Raw genomic sequence first — 15,417 nt, 5'->3', positions numbered from 1 at the left:
GGGGGCGGGGAGGTGGTCGGTCGATTTGCGCCCTTACCGGACGCTTTGGCCTCACGCCAGCGCTTGGCGCGTTTCGGCAAGTATCTGCGCGGTTCGTTCTCGCCCAACATAGATGAAGTGTTTGCACTCAATGAGCGTGCCTTTCGCTTTCCACCCTTGAAGGTGCGCGACCGCATCAGTGCCATGCGCAATCACCACTTTCGGCCTGCAAACGCTGATTAGAAAATCGAATGGCTCTGTCACTGGTCTGGGATACGCACTTTTCTTCGCTGAGGGTCGCGCATCTATATTTGCCTCAAGGACGCGAACCCCCGAGAGACCGCGCACAATATCTTCGATCTTCGAGCGGGTTTTACTCGGGCCTCCGCGTTGGGCGAGGTAGTATCTGAACCATTCTTTTTTGTGGTAACCATATTTCGGATCCCAATAGCGCCACCAATCACCATCCATCTGTGTGGCGGGGTTGTAGCCAACTATGAATACCTCGCAATCCAGTGGCGAGCCTTCGCAAACAAATGGCCGAAGCGTTGATGGCGCTCCTATCACCCTTGCCAGATCATCGGAAAATTTTCGCAGCTCTTCTTGTGGCAATGGCATGACCTCCTTCTTTTTTCATGGACGACTGTCAGCTCCGTCCCGCAGAGCGGATCTGCCCCCACGCCCCAATTCCTCTCACGCCCCGTGACTGCGGTCATATGCATTAACCGGCGGCACCTCATGTCCGGCCACGACCGGGCGGAACACCTGCACCAGCAGCGGATGGCAGGCGGCCACGTCCGAGGAATGCTGCCCCCCGCAATCGCCCCCCGGACAGGCGGACAGGGCGCCCAGCAGGTCGATCTCGGCGCGGAATTCCAGATAGTCGCCGGGGCGGACCGGGCTGGCCTTCATGAAATACTGGCCGGTGTCGCGGGTAAAGCCGGTGCACATGAAGACGTTCAGCACGTCATGGACATGGCCCTCGGCCTGATCCATCGGCAGGCCGGTCGCCTGTGACAGGGCGCGGGTCAGGTTGGAATGGCAGCAATGGTGGTACTGCCCGCCGTCGGACAGCAGGTTGTGGGTATAGGGGTCGCAGCGGGTGCCGATCACGTCATGAACGCTGCCGCCAAAGGCGTCGAAGCCATACCAGTCCAGCGTGTCATCGGTGATCGTGGCCATCGCGCGCAATGTCGGGAAATTCGACCACAGCCGGTCGCCGGTCGACAGATGCGTGCCGTGCAGGGCGCGGGTCTTGCCGGAATAGAAGCGTTCGGACAGGTCCTGCGACCACAGGTTCAGATCGCCGACCTGCGGGCCCCCGACGCTGGTGATGCGAAAGAAATGCCCTGCCGGAACGGTGAAACAGCGCGCCTCACGGGGCGGCACGGTGATGTCATGGATCAACTGCGCGCCCTGTCTTTGGGCCGCGATGGCGGCAGGGTCGGGCCTGGGCAGGCTGTCGGCGGGATAGCAGATCACCGGGTTCACGGCGCGGCGGGCCGTGGCGTCAGACGGGGCGGGATGCGCGGGGCGCTCGGGTTTCATGGCGGCCTTTCTTTGTGGAGGCCCTCATGCTGGCCCGAAATGCCGCGCGGCGCCAGAGGCCCCCTGCCCCTCAGGGAAACCGGCCCGGCACAGAAACCGGCCCGTCAGCCAAGCGTGGCCAGCGCCGGGAAGGTCTCGAGCAGCCAGAAGCTGAAGGCCGAAAAGGCGCCAGTCAGCAGCATGACCCCGACGATGACCAGAAGCGCGCCCATCGCCCGCTCGATGGTTTTCAGCCAGGGCTTGATGCGGTTCATCAGCCCGATGGCGCGGTTGATGAAGATCGCAGCCAGCAGGAAGGGAATGCCCAGACCCAGGGCATAGACCGCCAGCAGCGCGGTGCCGCGCGACAGCTCGCCCCCCGTGGCGGCCAGCGACAGGATCATGCCCAGCTGCGGGCCGATGCAGGGCGTCCAGCCAAAGGCAAAGGCCAGACCCAGCACATAGGCGCCGAATGCCCCGCCGCCCTGCTGGCCCGATTGCAGCCGCGCCTCGTGGTCCAGAATGGGGATGCGGATGACATGCAGGAAATGCAGGCCCATCACGATGACCATCACCCCCGCGACCTGCGCCAGAATATGCTGATATTCCAGAAAGGCGCGCCCAAAGGCCGAGGCCGCAAAGCCCATCACCAGAAACACCGTGGACAGGCCCATGACGAAGAACAGCGCGGGCATGACGGCGCTGCGTTCGCGGGTCTTCAGCCCGTTCACGCCCACGCCGGTCATATAGGCCAGATAGGGCGGCACGATGGGCAGCACGCAGGGCGACAGAAACGACAAAAGCCCCGCCAGCAGCGCGACGAAGGCGGCGGGCAGAAAGGCGGCGGTGGCAAGTTCGATTCCCAACATGGGCGCACCTTAGCCGCTGGCGCCGCAAAGGACAGGGGGCATGGCGTCACGGCTGCGTGGGGCGGACGGATCGGCAGGCTGCGCGGGCCAAAGAAAACGGGCGCGGGAAAGGATCCCGCGCCCGTCTGTCCTGATTGGTTTGGGGTCGGGCCTTAGCGGCCCGCCCACCAGCCGCGCCGCTTGGATTGCGGGGCGTCATCCGCCTGCGGTGCCTCGGGCTGGGCCAGAGCGGGCTGGGTCGGGGCGGGCTGGGCCACCGGGGTCGCGACCTCTGCCGTTTCGGGCAGCGGCGTGGCGGCGCTTTCGACCATGGCCTCGGCCACGGCTTCGGCACTGACCTCGGCGGGTGCGGCCGGGCCTGCCAGCGGGGCGGCATCGGCAGGGGTCACCGGCTCGGCTTGTGCCGCATCGGCATGGGCAGCGCGGCGTTGCTGGGTTGCCTCGGGCAGAGCCTCGGCCCGAGCGTCGGGACCCTCGGTCGCATCGACGACCTCGGGCATGGGCTCGGCTTCGACCGGCTTGCGCGACCGTCCGCGACCGCGCGACCGGGTACGGGTGCGGCCCGATGCGGGATCGGCATCCGCAGCAGCGTCGCCAGTTTGCGGCGCATCCGCCTGCTCCTGGTCGTCCTGACGTGAACCCGGCGCATCCGATGCTGCAACCTCGGCTGCCGGTTCCGCCGCGATGGGCTGCTGAGCCGCGTCGGCGTTGGCATCCGCATGGTCGGCGACAGGCTCTGCCGGGGAGACCTCGTCACGGACGGCGCGGGACTGGCGGCCTCCGCGACGGCGGCGACCACCCTCTTCGCGGGGGGCAGGCTCGGCTGCGGGTTCTGCCGCGACCTCGGCGACAGACACGGCCTCGTCGGCAGTGTCGTCCCCGGTGCTGTCATCCTCGTCGTCCTGATCGTCATCGGTGCGGGCATCGAAACCCTCGCCGTCGGGGCGATCGCCGGATTTCCGGCGACGACGACGGCGGCGACGGCGCAAGCGGCCCTCGCCATCGGGATCGCCATTGCGATCGGCCCGGGGTTCGGTTGCCTCGGCCTCGACCGCCTCGGCAGGGGCTGCGACCGCCGCTGCGACCTCGGCGACCGGGGTCTCGATCCGATCCTCGGTCTCGGCCTCGTCCTGATCGTAATCATCGTCGATGCTGGCCATCAGGTCGGCATTGACGCCCAAAGGCACCTTGGAGGGTTCCTGCAGCACCCGGGTCGCGGTCTTGAATTTTTCGATCGCGTAATCGGGCGAGACCAGCAACGGGTCGGCCTCGACGCGCACGGACATGCCATAGCGCGCCTCGATGCCCGCCACATGTTCGCGCTTGGCGTTCATCAGGAAATTGGCCACTGCGATCGGCGCCTTGACCAGAACCTCGCGCGAGCGTTTGCGCGTGCCCTCATCCTCGATGGCGCGCAGGATGGTCAGCGCAAGGCTGTCATCGCTGCGGATCAGGCCGGTGCCGTGGCAATGGGCGCAAGGCTGGGTGGTCGATTCCAGCATGCCGGGACGCAGGCGCTGGCGCGACATCTCCATCAGGCCAAAGCCCGAGATGCGGCCGATCTGGATGCGCGCGCGATCCGATTTCAGCTTGTCCTTGATGCGCTTTTCAACGGCCGCGTTGTTGCGGCGTTCGTCCATGTCGATGAAATCGATGACGATCAGACCGGCCAGGTCGCGCAGGCGCAGCTGGCGGGCGACCTCGTCGGCAGCTTCAAGGTTGGTCTTAAGCGCGGTTTCCTCGATCGAGCCTTCCTTGGTGGCCCGGCCCGAGTTCACGTCGATGGCGACCAGCGCCTCGGTGATGCCGATGACGATATAGCCACCCGATTTCAGCTGCACGACCGGGTTGAACATGCCCGCCAGATAGCTTTCGACCTGAAAGCGCGCGAACAGCGGCATCTGGTCCTGATAATGCTTCACGCTGTCGGTATGGGTCGGCATGATCATCTGCATGAAGTCGCGCGCGGCGTGATAGCCGCGTTCGCCCTCGACCAGAACCTCGTCGATCTCTTTCGAATACAGATCGCGAATGTTGCGCTTGATCAGATCGCCTTCCTCATAGATCGGCGCGGGCGCGATCGAACGGAAGGTCAGTTCGCGGATCTGTTCCCACAGACGCAGCAGGTATTCGTAATCACGGCGGATCTCGGTCCGGGTGCGTTCGCTGCCGGCGGTGCGGATGATCAGGCCCGCGCCGCGCGGCACGTCCAGCTCTCCGGCGATATCCTTCAGCTTCTTGCGGTCGGCGGCATTGGTGATCTTGCGGGAAATCCCGCCGCCCCGCGCCGTGTTCGGCATCAGCACGCAATAGCGACCCGGCAGCGAAAGATAGGTGGTCAGCGCGGCGCCCTTGTTGCCACGCTCTTCCTTGACGACCTGCACCAGCATGATCTGGCGGACCTTCACGACCTCCTGGATCTTGTAGCGGCGGGCGCGCGGCTTTCTGGGGGCGCGGACCTCTTCGGTCACGTCCTCTTCGGCCACCGACTCGATGTCGTCATCCTTGTCGGATGCGTCCTGAGCGTGATCGTCGTCGCCCTGCGCGTCGTCATCCTCGGATGTCGTCTCGTCATCCTGCGCGGCGCGTTCGGCACGCGAGGGCTTGCGGCGGCCACGGCCCCGCTCTTCCTCGGCCTCCTGCGCTTCGGCATGGGCGCGTTCCTCGGCCATCAGCGCATCGCGGTCGGCAGCGGGGATCTGGTAATAATCGGGGTGAATTTCGGCAAAAGCCAGAAATCCGTGGCGGTTTCCACCATAATCGATGAAGGCCGCCTGCAGCGAGGGTTCGACCCGCGTCACCTTGGCCAGATAGATGTTCCCGGCGATCTGGCGCCGGTTGGCTGTCTCGAAATCAAATTCCTCGACTTTGGTTCCGTCCACCACGACCACCCGAGTTTCCTCGGCATGGGTGGCGTCGATCAGCATTTTCATTGCCATGTTCTTGTCTTTCGCGCAGCCGGATGCCGGGCGGTGCCAATGACGCCCCCCGGACCGGTCTGCGGTGTGATGAGGACGCGGGCGCGCGGCTGGCGACGACGTTCGGACCGGCGATGCCCATGATGGCCCGCCGTTCCTGAAGTCTGCCGTCCAAAGCGCGCGTCATCGCGTCTGTTCCTTCGAAATGACCCGAAACCTGCAAGGCAGGCCGGGCCGCTGTCCGTCCAGCCCCCTGCGCGGTCCCGGTCACGGTGGCGCGGCAAAAGGGCCATGGTTTTCCGCGTGGCACCCCGCCTGCCCGCGATGGGAGCAGAGATGCCGCGCTGCGAAACTGTCGGCGCCGTGCCTTTCCGGTGACGGAACTGCCCAACGCATAGGCCCACCATAGAGGCGCGGGCGGGCAAAATTCAATGCCCAAAACGTTTTCTGCCCTGTGGCGGGCAATTTCCGGCTTGGGCTTCGGGGAATGCGTCGCGCGGCCTGCCCCGTCACGATCCTGCCCCGTCACGATCCTGCCCCATCAAGATCCGGCCCCATTACCATCCGGTACCGTCACGATGGGGTAACGCGATCTTCACGCCATTGTCGCAGCCTTGGGTCATGCTTTTGGCGGACGGGGCTGTGGATAAGGGTGCCTGATGGCGGTGATGGGGCTGAATGCGGATCAGGCGGCGCCGCAGGCGCTGTGGCAGGCCGCGCGGGATCTGGCCCCCGGTGCGCCCATCGTCGTCATGCTGCACGGCTATCGCTATTCGCCCCGCCTGCCCGCCCATGATCCGCATCGCCATATCCTGTCGCCGGGCCCCGAGGTGAACGGCGTGTCCTGGCCCCGCGCGCTTGGCTTGACCGGCGAGGGCGCCGAAGGTCTGGGCATCGGCTTTGGATGGGAGGCGCGGGGCCGCCTGCGCACCGCCTATGACCGCGCGCAGGTGGCCGGGGCGGGGCTGGGGGCGCTGATCGGCGATCTGGCGCAGATCTCGGGGCGGCCGGTGGGCCTGATCGGGCATTCGCTTGGCGCCCGGGTGGCGCTGCAGGCGCTGACCACCGCGCCTGCGGGCAGCGTCGGACGCATCGTCGCGCTGAACGCCGCCGAGTTTCAGGATGCCGCCCATGACGCGCTGGACCATCCCGCAGCCGCCGGGGCCGAGGTTCTGAACGTCACCGCGCGGGAAAACGACCCCTTCGATTTCGGGCTGGAGATGCTGTTGGCGGGGGGGCGCAGGCGGGCGCTTGGGGCCGGGCTGGGGCAGGCGCGGGGCAACTGGCTGGATCTGCAGATCGACGATGCCGCCACACTGGATGCGCTGGCGGCGCTTGGCTTTCCGACCGCACGGGGGGCGCGGCTGATGTCGCATTGGACCCCCTATCTGCGGGCCGGGCTGTTCGATCTGTATCGCGCCGCGCTGTGCCACCCCTGGGCGCTGCCCTTAGGGCTGCTGCGCCACCATCTGCCGCTGCGCGCGCAGCCGCGCTGGTCGCGGCTGAAGCCCCGTCCCGCGCTGGCCGGATTGCGGGTCTGACCCCGCCTTACAGCTTGGGGATATCGTCGCCCTCGGCGCCCTTCACCGGCAAGGCGTGGTCGCGGTACAGTTTCGCATTGCCCAGCAGAAAGGCGAACAGCAGCACCGGCAGGCCGAAGGTCTTGAAATAGACCCAGGTGCTTTCGGACAGGTTGCGCCAGATCACCTCGTTCGCGACGGCCAGAACCAGAAAGAAGACCGCCATGCGCAGGGTCAGCTTGCGCCAGCCCTCGGCATCCATCGGCAAGGCCTCGGACAGGACCGCGCCCAGCCAGTTGCGGCGCAGCGCAAGGCTGGCGCCCAGGATCGCCGCGAACATCACATAGATGATCGTCGGCTTGATCTTGAAGAACCGGGGATCGTTCAGCCAGACCGACAGCCCGCCAAAGACCGTCACCAGCACCAGCGTCGCCACCTGCATGGGCGACAGCTTGCCAGACAGCCGCCAATGGATTGCCGTGGTCAGAAACAGCGCCGGAATGAAGGCCAGCGTGGCCAGAATGAAGCCGCCATATTCGCGCCCTCCCAGCATCACGCTGTCATTGCGATACAGCATGAACACCGCAAAAAAGAGGATCAGCGGCCCGAATTCCAGCGCCGGCTTGACCCAGGGTTTCGTCGTCTGCATCCGTCAGCCTTCCCGTGATGCCGCCCGCGACGGGGCGGCGCATTCAAAGATCTCCGCATCACAGGCCAGGGGCTGCGCGCGGTCGTTGCCCGCCTTGTCGCTCAGGACGGGCCTGCCCACAAGGGCCGCGCCATCGCGCATGCCCCGCAACCCGGCGCGTCAATCCAGACGGATCGCCGCCAGAATGGGACCGGGCAGGTGGCGTTTGGTCAGCATCTGCTGAACCAGCAAAGCGTGCCGGGTGTCGGTGGGAAAGCGGTCGTCATCCACATGTTCGGGGCGTACCGTCAGGTGCAGCGGCTGGCTTCCGTCCCATCGCGACAGATGCTGCAGCCCCAGCACGACATTGGTATAGATGACCGTGCGACCGCTGTTTTCGCCGCCATGCACCTCGACCAGACGTTCGGGGGCATAGCGGACCAGCACGACATCGACGCTGCCGCCCAGATCGGACAGGGGCATCAGCTCGATCGTCTCGCCTGCCTCGACCCGCTCTCGCTGGACGGACAGGGCGGCCGGGGCAAAGCGATGCGCGTCGATCAGCCCCATCAGCTGCGCAGGCCCCGGAGCGACCGAGGTGTCCTGCCCCGCCACGATCATCTGCGGGGTATAAACCGAACGCTCGCCCACGGCGCGGGCATAGGCGCCCTGCCGTTCGGTGAATTCGGGGCGGGCAAAGCTGTCGGCCCAGCCCAGATAATCCCAGTAATCGACATGATAGGACAGCGGCAGCACATCCCCCTGCCCCGCCAGCATGGACAGCATCGCATCCGCGGGCGGGCAGGACGAACAACCCTGCGCGGTGAACAGTTCGACCACCACCGGCAGCGTGTCCGAGGGCAGGCCGGCCGTGACCGGCGGGGCAGCATCCATCGGCGCAAAGCCGTTCACGCCCCCCGATTCCGTCAGCCCGTCGGGATTGAGCAGCGACGATGCGGTGGGCAATTGCCGTCCCGCATCCTCGGGCGCCAGGATCAATGGTGCCTCGACGGCGGAACCGGACATGCCATCGCCGTCCCGGCCGGCGATCTGCCCGCGATCGGATGGCGCGCTCATCGCGCCCGCCATTCCGTCAGAGGCCGCCGCATCCTGCGCCGCGACCGGCCCGGCCAGCAGCGCACAGGCGGCCAGCATCCCCGCCAGCGACCGCCCAAAGCGTCCCGGCAAAGCCTCAAAGCCGCGCAAAGCGGCGCGCCGCCCGGCAAACGGTCCTGCGGCCATCTTGTGATTCCCGATCCATGTCACGACCGTGGTGATAGCGGCTGGCGGCCCTGATGGCCAAATCAAGGCTTCGTCACCACCGACAGACGCGGCTTGCGTGCCTCTTGAGCAACAGCCCAGGGCATGGTATGCAATCGCATACAATCAGATGACGCCGCCCTTGCGTGCGCCCCGGCGATGGGGCAACACAGGGGGGAACGCCAGACCCATCCATTCTTGCAGACAGGGAGGCCTTGATGCCGATCCAGACCGGAACCGATACCGCCAAGACACGCCGCACACTGACCGTGGGCAGCCAGCAGGTCGATTATTACGCCATCGACGCCGCCACCGAGGCAGGGCTTGGCGATTTCTCGAAACTGCCCGCCGCCCTCAAGGTCGTGTTGGAAAACATGCTGCGTTTCGAGGATGGCGGCAGGACCGTCAGCACCGATGACGTCAAGGCCTTTGCCCAATGGGCGCTGGACGGCGGCAAAAGCAGCCGCGAGATCGCCTATCGTCCCGCCCGCGTCCTGATGCAGGACTTTACCGGCGTTCCCGCCGTGGTCGATCTGGCGGCGATGCGCGACGGCATCAAGGCGCTTGGCGGCGATGCACAAAAGATCAACCCGCTGAACCCGGTCGATCTGGTCATCGACCATTCGGTCATGATCGATGAATTCGGCACCCCCCGCGCCTTCCAGCGCAATGTCGAGCTGGAATACGAACGCAACATGGAGCGTTATACCTTCCTGAAATGGGGGCAAAAGGCGTTCAACAATTTCCGCGTCGTCCCGCCCGGCACCGGCATCTGCCATCAGGTCAATCTGGAATATCTGGCCCAGACCGTCTGGACCGACACGGATCAGACCGGCGCGACCGTCGCCTATCCCGACACGCTGGTCGGCACCGACAGCCACACGACCATGGTCAACGGCCTTGCGGTCCTTGGCTGGGGCGTCGGCGGCATCGAGGCCGAGGCCGCGATGCTGGGTCAGCCGATCTCGATGCTGATCCCCGAGGTCGTCGGCTTCAAGATGACCGGCGCGCTCAGCGAGGGCGTGACCGCGACCGATCTGGTGCTGAAGGTCGTGCAGATGCTGCGCCAGCATGGCGTGGTCGGCAAGTTCGTCGAATTCTATGGCGAGGGGCTGGACCACATGCCGCTGGCCGACCGGGCGACCATCGCCAACATGGCCCCCGAATACGGCGCCACCTGCGGCTTTTTCCCGATCGATGACGAAACCCTGCGCTATCTGCGCCAGACCGGCCGCGAAGAGGACCGCATCGCGCTGGTCGAGGCCTATGCCAAGGCCAACGGCTTCTGGCGGACGCCCGATTACGCGCCGGTCTATTCCTCGGTGCTGGAACTGGATCAAAGCACGGTCGTGCCTGCCATCTCGGGGCCCAAGCGCCCGCAGGACCACGTGCCGCTGACCGATGCCGCGCAGGCCTTCGGCGATTACATCCGCGGCGTGCGCCCCGCAGCCTCGGTCCCGGCCGAGCAGAAGGCCAAGATGACCGCCGAGGCCGGATCGCCCGATCCCGTCGATATTCCCGGCGGCGCGCACGGTCACCTGAACCGCGGCACCGTCGATGGCGAGGATTACACCCTGCGCGACGGGTCGGTGGTGATCGCCTCGATCACCTCCTGCACCAACACCTCGAACCCGTACGTGCTGATGGCGGCAGGGCTGGTGGCCCGCAAGGCCCGCGCCCTGGGCCTGACCCGCAAGCCCTGGGTCAAGACCTCGCTGGCACCCGGATCGCAGGTGGTCGAGGAATATCTGAAGGCCGCCAATCTGCAGGAAGATCTGGACGCGCTCGGCTTCAACCTTGTCGGTTTCGGCTGCACCACCTGCATCGGCAATTCGGGCCCCCTGCAGCCCGAGATTTCAAAATCGATCGCCGACAATGATCTGGTCGCCGTGTCGGTCCTGTCGGGCAACCGCAACTTTGAAGGGCGCATCTCGCCCGACGTGCGCGCGAACTATCTGGCCTCGCCGCCGCTGGTGGTGGCCTATGCCATCGCGGGCGACATGAACATCGACATCACAAAGGATCCCCTCGCCCACACGCCGGAGGGCAAGCCGGTCTATCTGAAAGACCTGTGGCCCACGTCGAAAGAAGTCGCTGAACTGGTCGACACCATCGTCACGCGCGAGATGTTCCAGGCCAAATACGCCGATGTCTTCAAGGGCGACGAACGCTGGCAGGCGGTCGAGATCACCGACAGCGAAACCTATGACTGGCCGGCCAGCTCGACCTATATCCAGAACCCGCCCTATTTCCAGGGGATGGCTCGGGAACCGGGGACGATCAGCGACATCAAGGGTGCGCGCGTTCTGGCCCTGCTGGGCGACATGATCACCACTGACCACATCAGCCCCGCCGGTTCGTTCAAGCCGGCGACGCCCGCCGGTCAGTACCTGACCGAACGGCAGGTCGCGCCCCGCGATTTCAACAGCTACGGCTCGCGCCGCGGCAATCACGAGATCATGATGCGCGGCACCTTTGCCAATATCCGCATCAAGAACGAGATGCTGGACGGGGTCGAGGGCGGCTATTCCAAGGATGCCAGCGGCAATCAGGCGGCGATCTATGACGCGGCCATGTCCTATGTCGAACAGGACACGCCGCTGGTGATCTTCGGCGGCAAGGAATACGGCGCCGGATCGTCGCGGGACTGGGCGGCCAAGGGCACCAACCTGTTGGGCGTCAAGGCGGTCATCGCCGAGTCGTTCGAACGCATCCACCGTTCGAACCTGGTCGGCATGGGCGTCATCCCGTTCGAATTCACGAATGGCGACACCCGCGCGACGCTAAAGCTGACCGGCGACGAAACGGTCACCATCGACGGCCTGTCGGGCGCCTTCAAGCCGCTGTCGCAGATCGCCTGCACGATCCGCTATGCCGATGGCACGGAAAAGACGATCCAGCTGAAGGCCCGCGTCGATACCGAGGTCGAGATCGACTATCTCAAGAACGGCGGCGTGCTGCATTACGTGCTGCGCAACCTCGCCGCCGCCTGATCAGCGCCCGTCCCTATCAGGGCCCTTCCTTATCAAGGCCTGTGACGACCAAAGCCCCCGGCATCACGCCGGGGGCTTTTTTGATGCGATCTGACAAGATGGATATTTGAGTGAAGAAGAAAGGCGGGCGCGTGCCCCTTCTTCTTCATGAAAATATCCGCGGGGGGATCGCGGAACGCGATGGGGGCGGCAGCCCCCTGCCCCCTCTCCATCCGGGTCAGCCGCCGATGGCGATGCCCTCGCGGCGCGGATCGGCGCCACCTTCCAGACCGTCAGGGGTGATCGCGATGCCTTGCAGGCCCGAGGTCAGTTCGGTCTCGTTCAGTTCGAACCCCATCGCGGTCAGCCCTTCGGTCAGGGCGGCGGGCAGCCCGGCCTCGACATCCATCGGGCCAAAGCGGTTGACCAGATTGGGGGCGGCGACGGCGGACTGGATGTCCATGCCCCAGTCCAGATGCGCGACGATTGCCCGGGCGACATAGCCGATGATCCGGCTGCCACCCGGCGATCCGATGACCAGCGCCGGGGCGCCGTCCTTCAGCACGATGGTCGGCGCCATCGACGACCGGGGCCGCTTGCCCGGGGCCACGGCATTGGCGATGGGCCAGCCTGCCGCGTCATGGGTCTCAAAGCTGAAATCGGTCAATTCGTTGTTCAGCAGGAACCCCGCCGCCATCACACGAGACCCGAAGCCGTTCTCGATGGTGGTCGTCATCGACAGCGCGTTTCCATCGGCATCCACGATCGAGATATGCGAGGTCGAGGGCAGTTCCAGCGCGGAATCCTGACCCCAGAGGCGCGCATGGCTCCAGCCCGGGCTGCCGGGCGCGACGTCGGGCAGGCTGTCATCGCCGGCCAGCAATTCGCCCCGCTCTGCCAGATAGGCCCGATCGATCAGCCCGTCGGTCGGCATGGCCACGAAATCGCTATCGGCCATGAAGCGACCGCGGTCGGCAAAGGCCAGCCGCGAGGCATCGCCGATCAGCCGCCAGGCCTCGGGGTTCTCGGCCCCCAAAGCGGCCAGATCATAGCCGCCCAGCATCCCCAGGATCTGCCCCACGGTCAGCCCTCCGGACGAGGGCGGACCCATGCCGCAGACATCGTGGTCACGGTATTCCACGCAGACCGCCGGGCGTTCGATCACGCGATAGGCGGCCAGATCCTGCATCGACAGCAGGCCGGGATTGCCCGTCGCGCCACGCACGGCGGCCACGATCTGTTCGGCCACCGGGCCGGTATAGAACCCGTCCGCCCCCTGATCGGCCAGCACGCGCAGCGTCTCGGCATAGGCGGGGTTTTCCAGCGGGCTGCCTGCGGCGGCAGGTTGGCCGTCGGGGAAGAAATAGGCGGCGGCGGCGGGATCGCCCTGCAACGCCTCGCCCTCGCCCGCGACCAGGGCTGCCAGACGGGGCGAGACGGTGAACCCGTCCCCGGCCAGCGTGATGGCATCATCGAAGAGGCCCGACCAGTTGGCGCGGCCCCATTTGCGATGCGCGACCTCCATCAGGCGCGGCGTGCCGGGGGTGCCGACCGACAGACCGCCGACGACCGCCTGCATGAACTCCAGCGGCTGGCCCTGATCGTCCTGAAACAGCGTCGGGGTGACGGCCATGGGGGCGGTTTCGCGCCCATCCAGCGTGGTCACCTGACCCGTCGCCGCGTCATACCAGACAAGAAACGCCCCGCCGCCCAGGCCCGAGCTTTGCGGCTCGACCAGACCCAGCACGGTTTGCACTGCGACCATCGCATCCGCCGCGCTGCCGCCCTGTTCCAGCACACGGGCCCCGGCCTGCACGGCCAGCGGATGGGCGGCGGTGATCATCCAGTCGTCGCCGGTCACCGCGCGCCCCTCGGATTTGGCGGTCAGGGCGTCCTGCGCGGACGCGTCCAGATCGCCGAAATCGGTGGTCGTCACGTCGGTGCCTGCCGCCGCCTCGGGCGCGATCGCATCGGTCGCCTGCTGGGCATGGGCCAACGCGGCGCTGCCCATCAGCAGTGCAAGGGCCAGTCCTGTCCGGGTCATCGCATCCCCTCCTCATGGTCGCGTGATGTCGCAGGCAGCATGACCGCTGCTGCCGAAACGCGCAACCGCCGCGAGGCCCGGAGGCGGGCCGTGGCCCGGCGCGCAGGTCTTTCGGCTTGCCGTCCCCGGCAAAAGCCATGAAAAAGCGCCTGACGGCCCCGCCCTCCCGACGGCCCCGCCCAGGGCGATGTCACAAGACAAGGATCCCGCAGGATTGCCAATCCACCAAGACCGCCGCGTTTCCCAAGCGCCCATGACGACCGCCACCGCCGCAGGGCCGGACCGCGATGATCTATGACGCCACGACCCGCCTGGCCGAGGCCGCGCTGCGTCTGCGCGCCCGCTTGGGCGGGTCGGCGGCGCTGCGCGAGCGGCTGGTCATGGGTGCGCGCCCGGCGCGGGCCCAGATCTGGCTGCACGCGGCCTCGGTCGGAGAGCTGACCTCGGCGCGGATGATCATCACGACGCTGGCCGCGCGCCAGACCCTGACCATCACCACCAACAGCGAGACGGGCCGCGCGCTGGCCGCCAGCTGGGGCCTGCCCGCGCGTCTGGCGCCGCTGGATCTGCCAGGCAGTCTGGGGCGCTTTCTGGATGCCGTGCGTCCGCGCCTGTGCATCACGGTCGAGGGCGAGTTCTGGCCGCTGCGCTCGCGCCTGCTGGCCGAACGGGGCGTCGCGCAGGCGATGATCGGGGCGCGGATGTCGGAACGCTCGGCCGGGACATGGGCGCGGCTGGCGCGTGTGATCGCGCCGATGCTGGGCCGGATCGCGGCGCTGTCGGCGCAGGATCAGGGCAGCGAGGCGCGGCTGCTGAGCCTTGGCCTGCCGCCCCGCGCGCTGCTGCCCCGGCTGGATCTGAAGCTGCTGGCGCCCGCCGCCACACCGCTTGCGCCCGCCACCCTGGGCCGGGACGGGGTGATTCTGGCAGCCTCGACCCATGAGGGCGAGGATAGGCCGGTGCTGGACGCTTTTGTTCAGGCCCGGGCGACACGGCCCGGCCTGCGGCTGATCCTGGCGCCGCGCCATCCCGAACGGGCGGGCGATATCGCCACCCTGATCGTCGCCCGCAACCTGCCCATGGCCCGGCGCAGCAAGGGTGCGGACGATGCGCCCGAGGGCGGCGTTTTGCTGGCCGATACGTTGGGCGAGATGGGGCGCTGGTATGACCGCGCGGGCCTGTGTGTGATCGGCGGCAGTCTGGCGGATCACGGCGGCCATACCCCTTGGGAACCGGCGGCGCATGGCTGCGCGCTGCTGCGCGGCCCCCATATCGGCAATTTCCTGGAAGCTTTCGACGCGCTGGAGGCCGCGGGTGCGGCCCGCCCCGTCACCGCCGATGATCTGGGCCGCGTGCTGGCCGGCCTGACCGGCGATCCGGACCGCAGCCGTGCCATGGGCCTTGCCGCCCGCGCGGTGCTGGAGACGCGGGCAGGTGATCCCGGCGCGTTGATTGCGCGGCTGCTGGATCTTGCCAAGCCCCCCGCCGGTGCCGATATGAAGGACAGATGACAGGAGCGCCGCGATGATCCGCTATGCCTTGCGCTGCGACAAGGGCCATGACTTCGACGGCTGGTTCCGCTCGTCCGAGGGGTTCGAGACGATGCGCGATGCCGGTCAGGTCGCCTGTGCCACATGCGGATCGGCGCGGGTGGACCGGGCTCTGATGACCCCCGCCGTCAGCGAGGGGCAGGCGCCCGC

General features: G+C 66.9%; 11 protein-coding genes. 5 read left to right on the top strand and 6 right to left on the bottom strand.

Annotated features, from left to right (window positions below; all coding sequences use genetic code 11):
• Positions 1 to 222 (top strand): hypothetical protein (locus tag EG885_RS23135; protein WP_207392337.1); only part of this gene is annotated, 222 nt, incomplete at its 5' end.
• Positions 223 to 672: 450 nt separating this feature from the next.
• On the opposite strand, the gene EG885_RS19315 is transcribed toward EG885_RS23135, so the two are convergent.
• From EG885_RS19315 to EG885_RS19305, 3 genes are all read right to left on the bottom strand, one after another.
• Entirely contained in the window at positions 673 to 1,527 is an 855-nt protein-coding gene (locus tag EG885_RS19315; RefSeq protein ID WP_131577882.1) for an urea carboxylase-associated family protein, read from the bottom strand.
• 104 nt (positions 1,528 to 1,631) lie between these two features.
• On the bottom strand, positions 1,632 to 2,375 hold the full coding sequence (locus EG885_RS19310; protein ID WP_131577880.1) for a cytochrome c biogenesis CcdA family protein: 744 nt from the start codon (positions 2,373 to 2,375) through the stop codon (positions 1,632 to 1,634).
• 152 nt (positions 2,376 to 2,527) lie between these two features.
• On the bottom strand, positions 2,528 to 5,314 hold the full coding sequence (locus tag EG885_RS19305) for an Rne/Rng family ribonuclease (protein ID WP_131577878.1): 2,787 nt from the start codon (positions 5,312 to 5,314) through the stop codon (positions 2,528 to 2,530).
• 638 nt (positions 5,315 to 5,952) lie between these two features.
• On the opposite strand from EG885_RS19305, the gene EG885_RS19300 reads away from it, so the two are divergent.
• Positions 5,953 to 6,834, top strand: a complete 882-nt coding sequence (locus tag EG885_RS19300) for a lipase family protein (RefSeq protein ID WP_131577876.1) — start codon at positions 5,953 to 5,955, stop codon at positions 6,832 to 6,834.
• Positions 6,835 to 6,841: 7 nt separating this feature from the next.
• Here the strand turns inward: EG885_RS19300 and EG885_RS19295 are convergent, their stop codons facing one another.
• Positions 6,842 to 7,462 (bottom strand): inner membrane-spanning protein YciB, encoded by a 621-nt coding sequence (locus EG885_RS19295; RefSeq protein ID WP_131577874.1) that lies wholly within the window; start codon positions 7,460 to 7,462, stop codon positions 6,842 to 6,844.
• Between the two features lie 159 nt (positions 7,463 to 7,621).
• The gene (locus tag EG885_RS19290) at positions 7,622 to 8,683 is read right to left on the bottom strand and encodes a DUF1223 domain-containing protein (protein ID WP_131577872.1); all 1,062 of its coding nucleotides are present in this window, start codon (positions 8,681 to 8,683) and stop codon (positions 7,622 to 7,624) included.
• Between the two features lie 236 nt (positions 8,684 to 8,919).
• Here EG885_RS19290 and acnA point away from each other — a divergent pair, with 236 nt between their 5' ends.
• Positions 8,920 to 11,694 (top strand): aconitate hydratase AcnA, encoded by a 2,775-nt coding sequence (acnA, locus tag EG885_RS19285; protein ID WP_131577870.1) that lies wholly within the window; start codon positions 8,920 to 8,922, stop codon positions 11,692 to 11,694.
• Between the two features lie 217 nt (positions 11,695 to 11,911).
• Here the strand turns inward: acnA and ggt are convergent, their stop codons facing one another.
• Complete coding sequence (gene ggt / locus EG885_RS19280) at positions 11,912 to 13,717, bottom strand: gamma-glutamyltransferase (RefSeq protein WP_131577868.1); 1,806 nt, start codon at positions 13,715 to 13,717, stop codon at positions 11,912 to 11,914.
• 287 nt (positions 13,718 to 14,004) lie between these two features.
• Between ggt and EG885_RS19275 the strand changes: the two genes are divergently transcribed.
• A complete protein-coding gene (locus EG885_RS19275; protein WP_131577866.1) occupies positions 14,005 to 15,228 on the top strand; it encodes a 3-deoxy-D-manno-octulosonic acid transferase in 1,224 nt (407 codons plus the stop codon).
• A 13-nt stretch (positions 15,229 to 15,241) separates the two neighbouring features.
• The coding region (locus EG885_RS19270) for a DUF1178 family protein (protein ID WP_131577864.1) at positions 15,242 to 15,417 on the top strand (176 nt) is incomplete at its 3' end.

It is taken from the genome of Paracoccus nototheniae (assembly GCF_004335005.1).
In the GTDB taxonomy this organism is placed as follows: Bacteria; Pseudomonadota; Alphaproteobacteria; order Rhodobacterales; family Rhodobacteraceae; genus Paracoccus; species Paracoccus nototheniae.
This window is presented reverse-complemented; position numbering and strand designations above follow the sequence as displayed.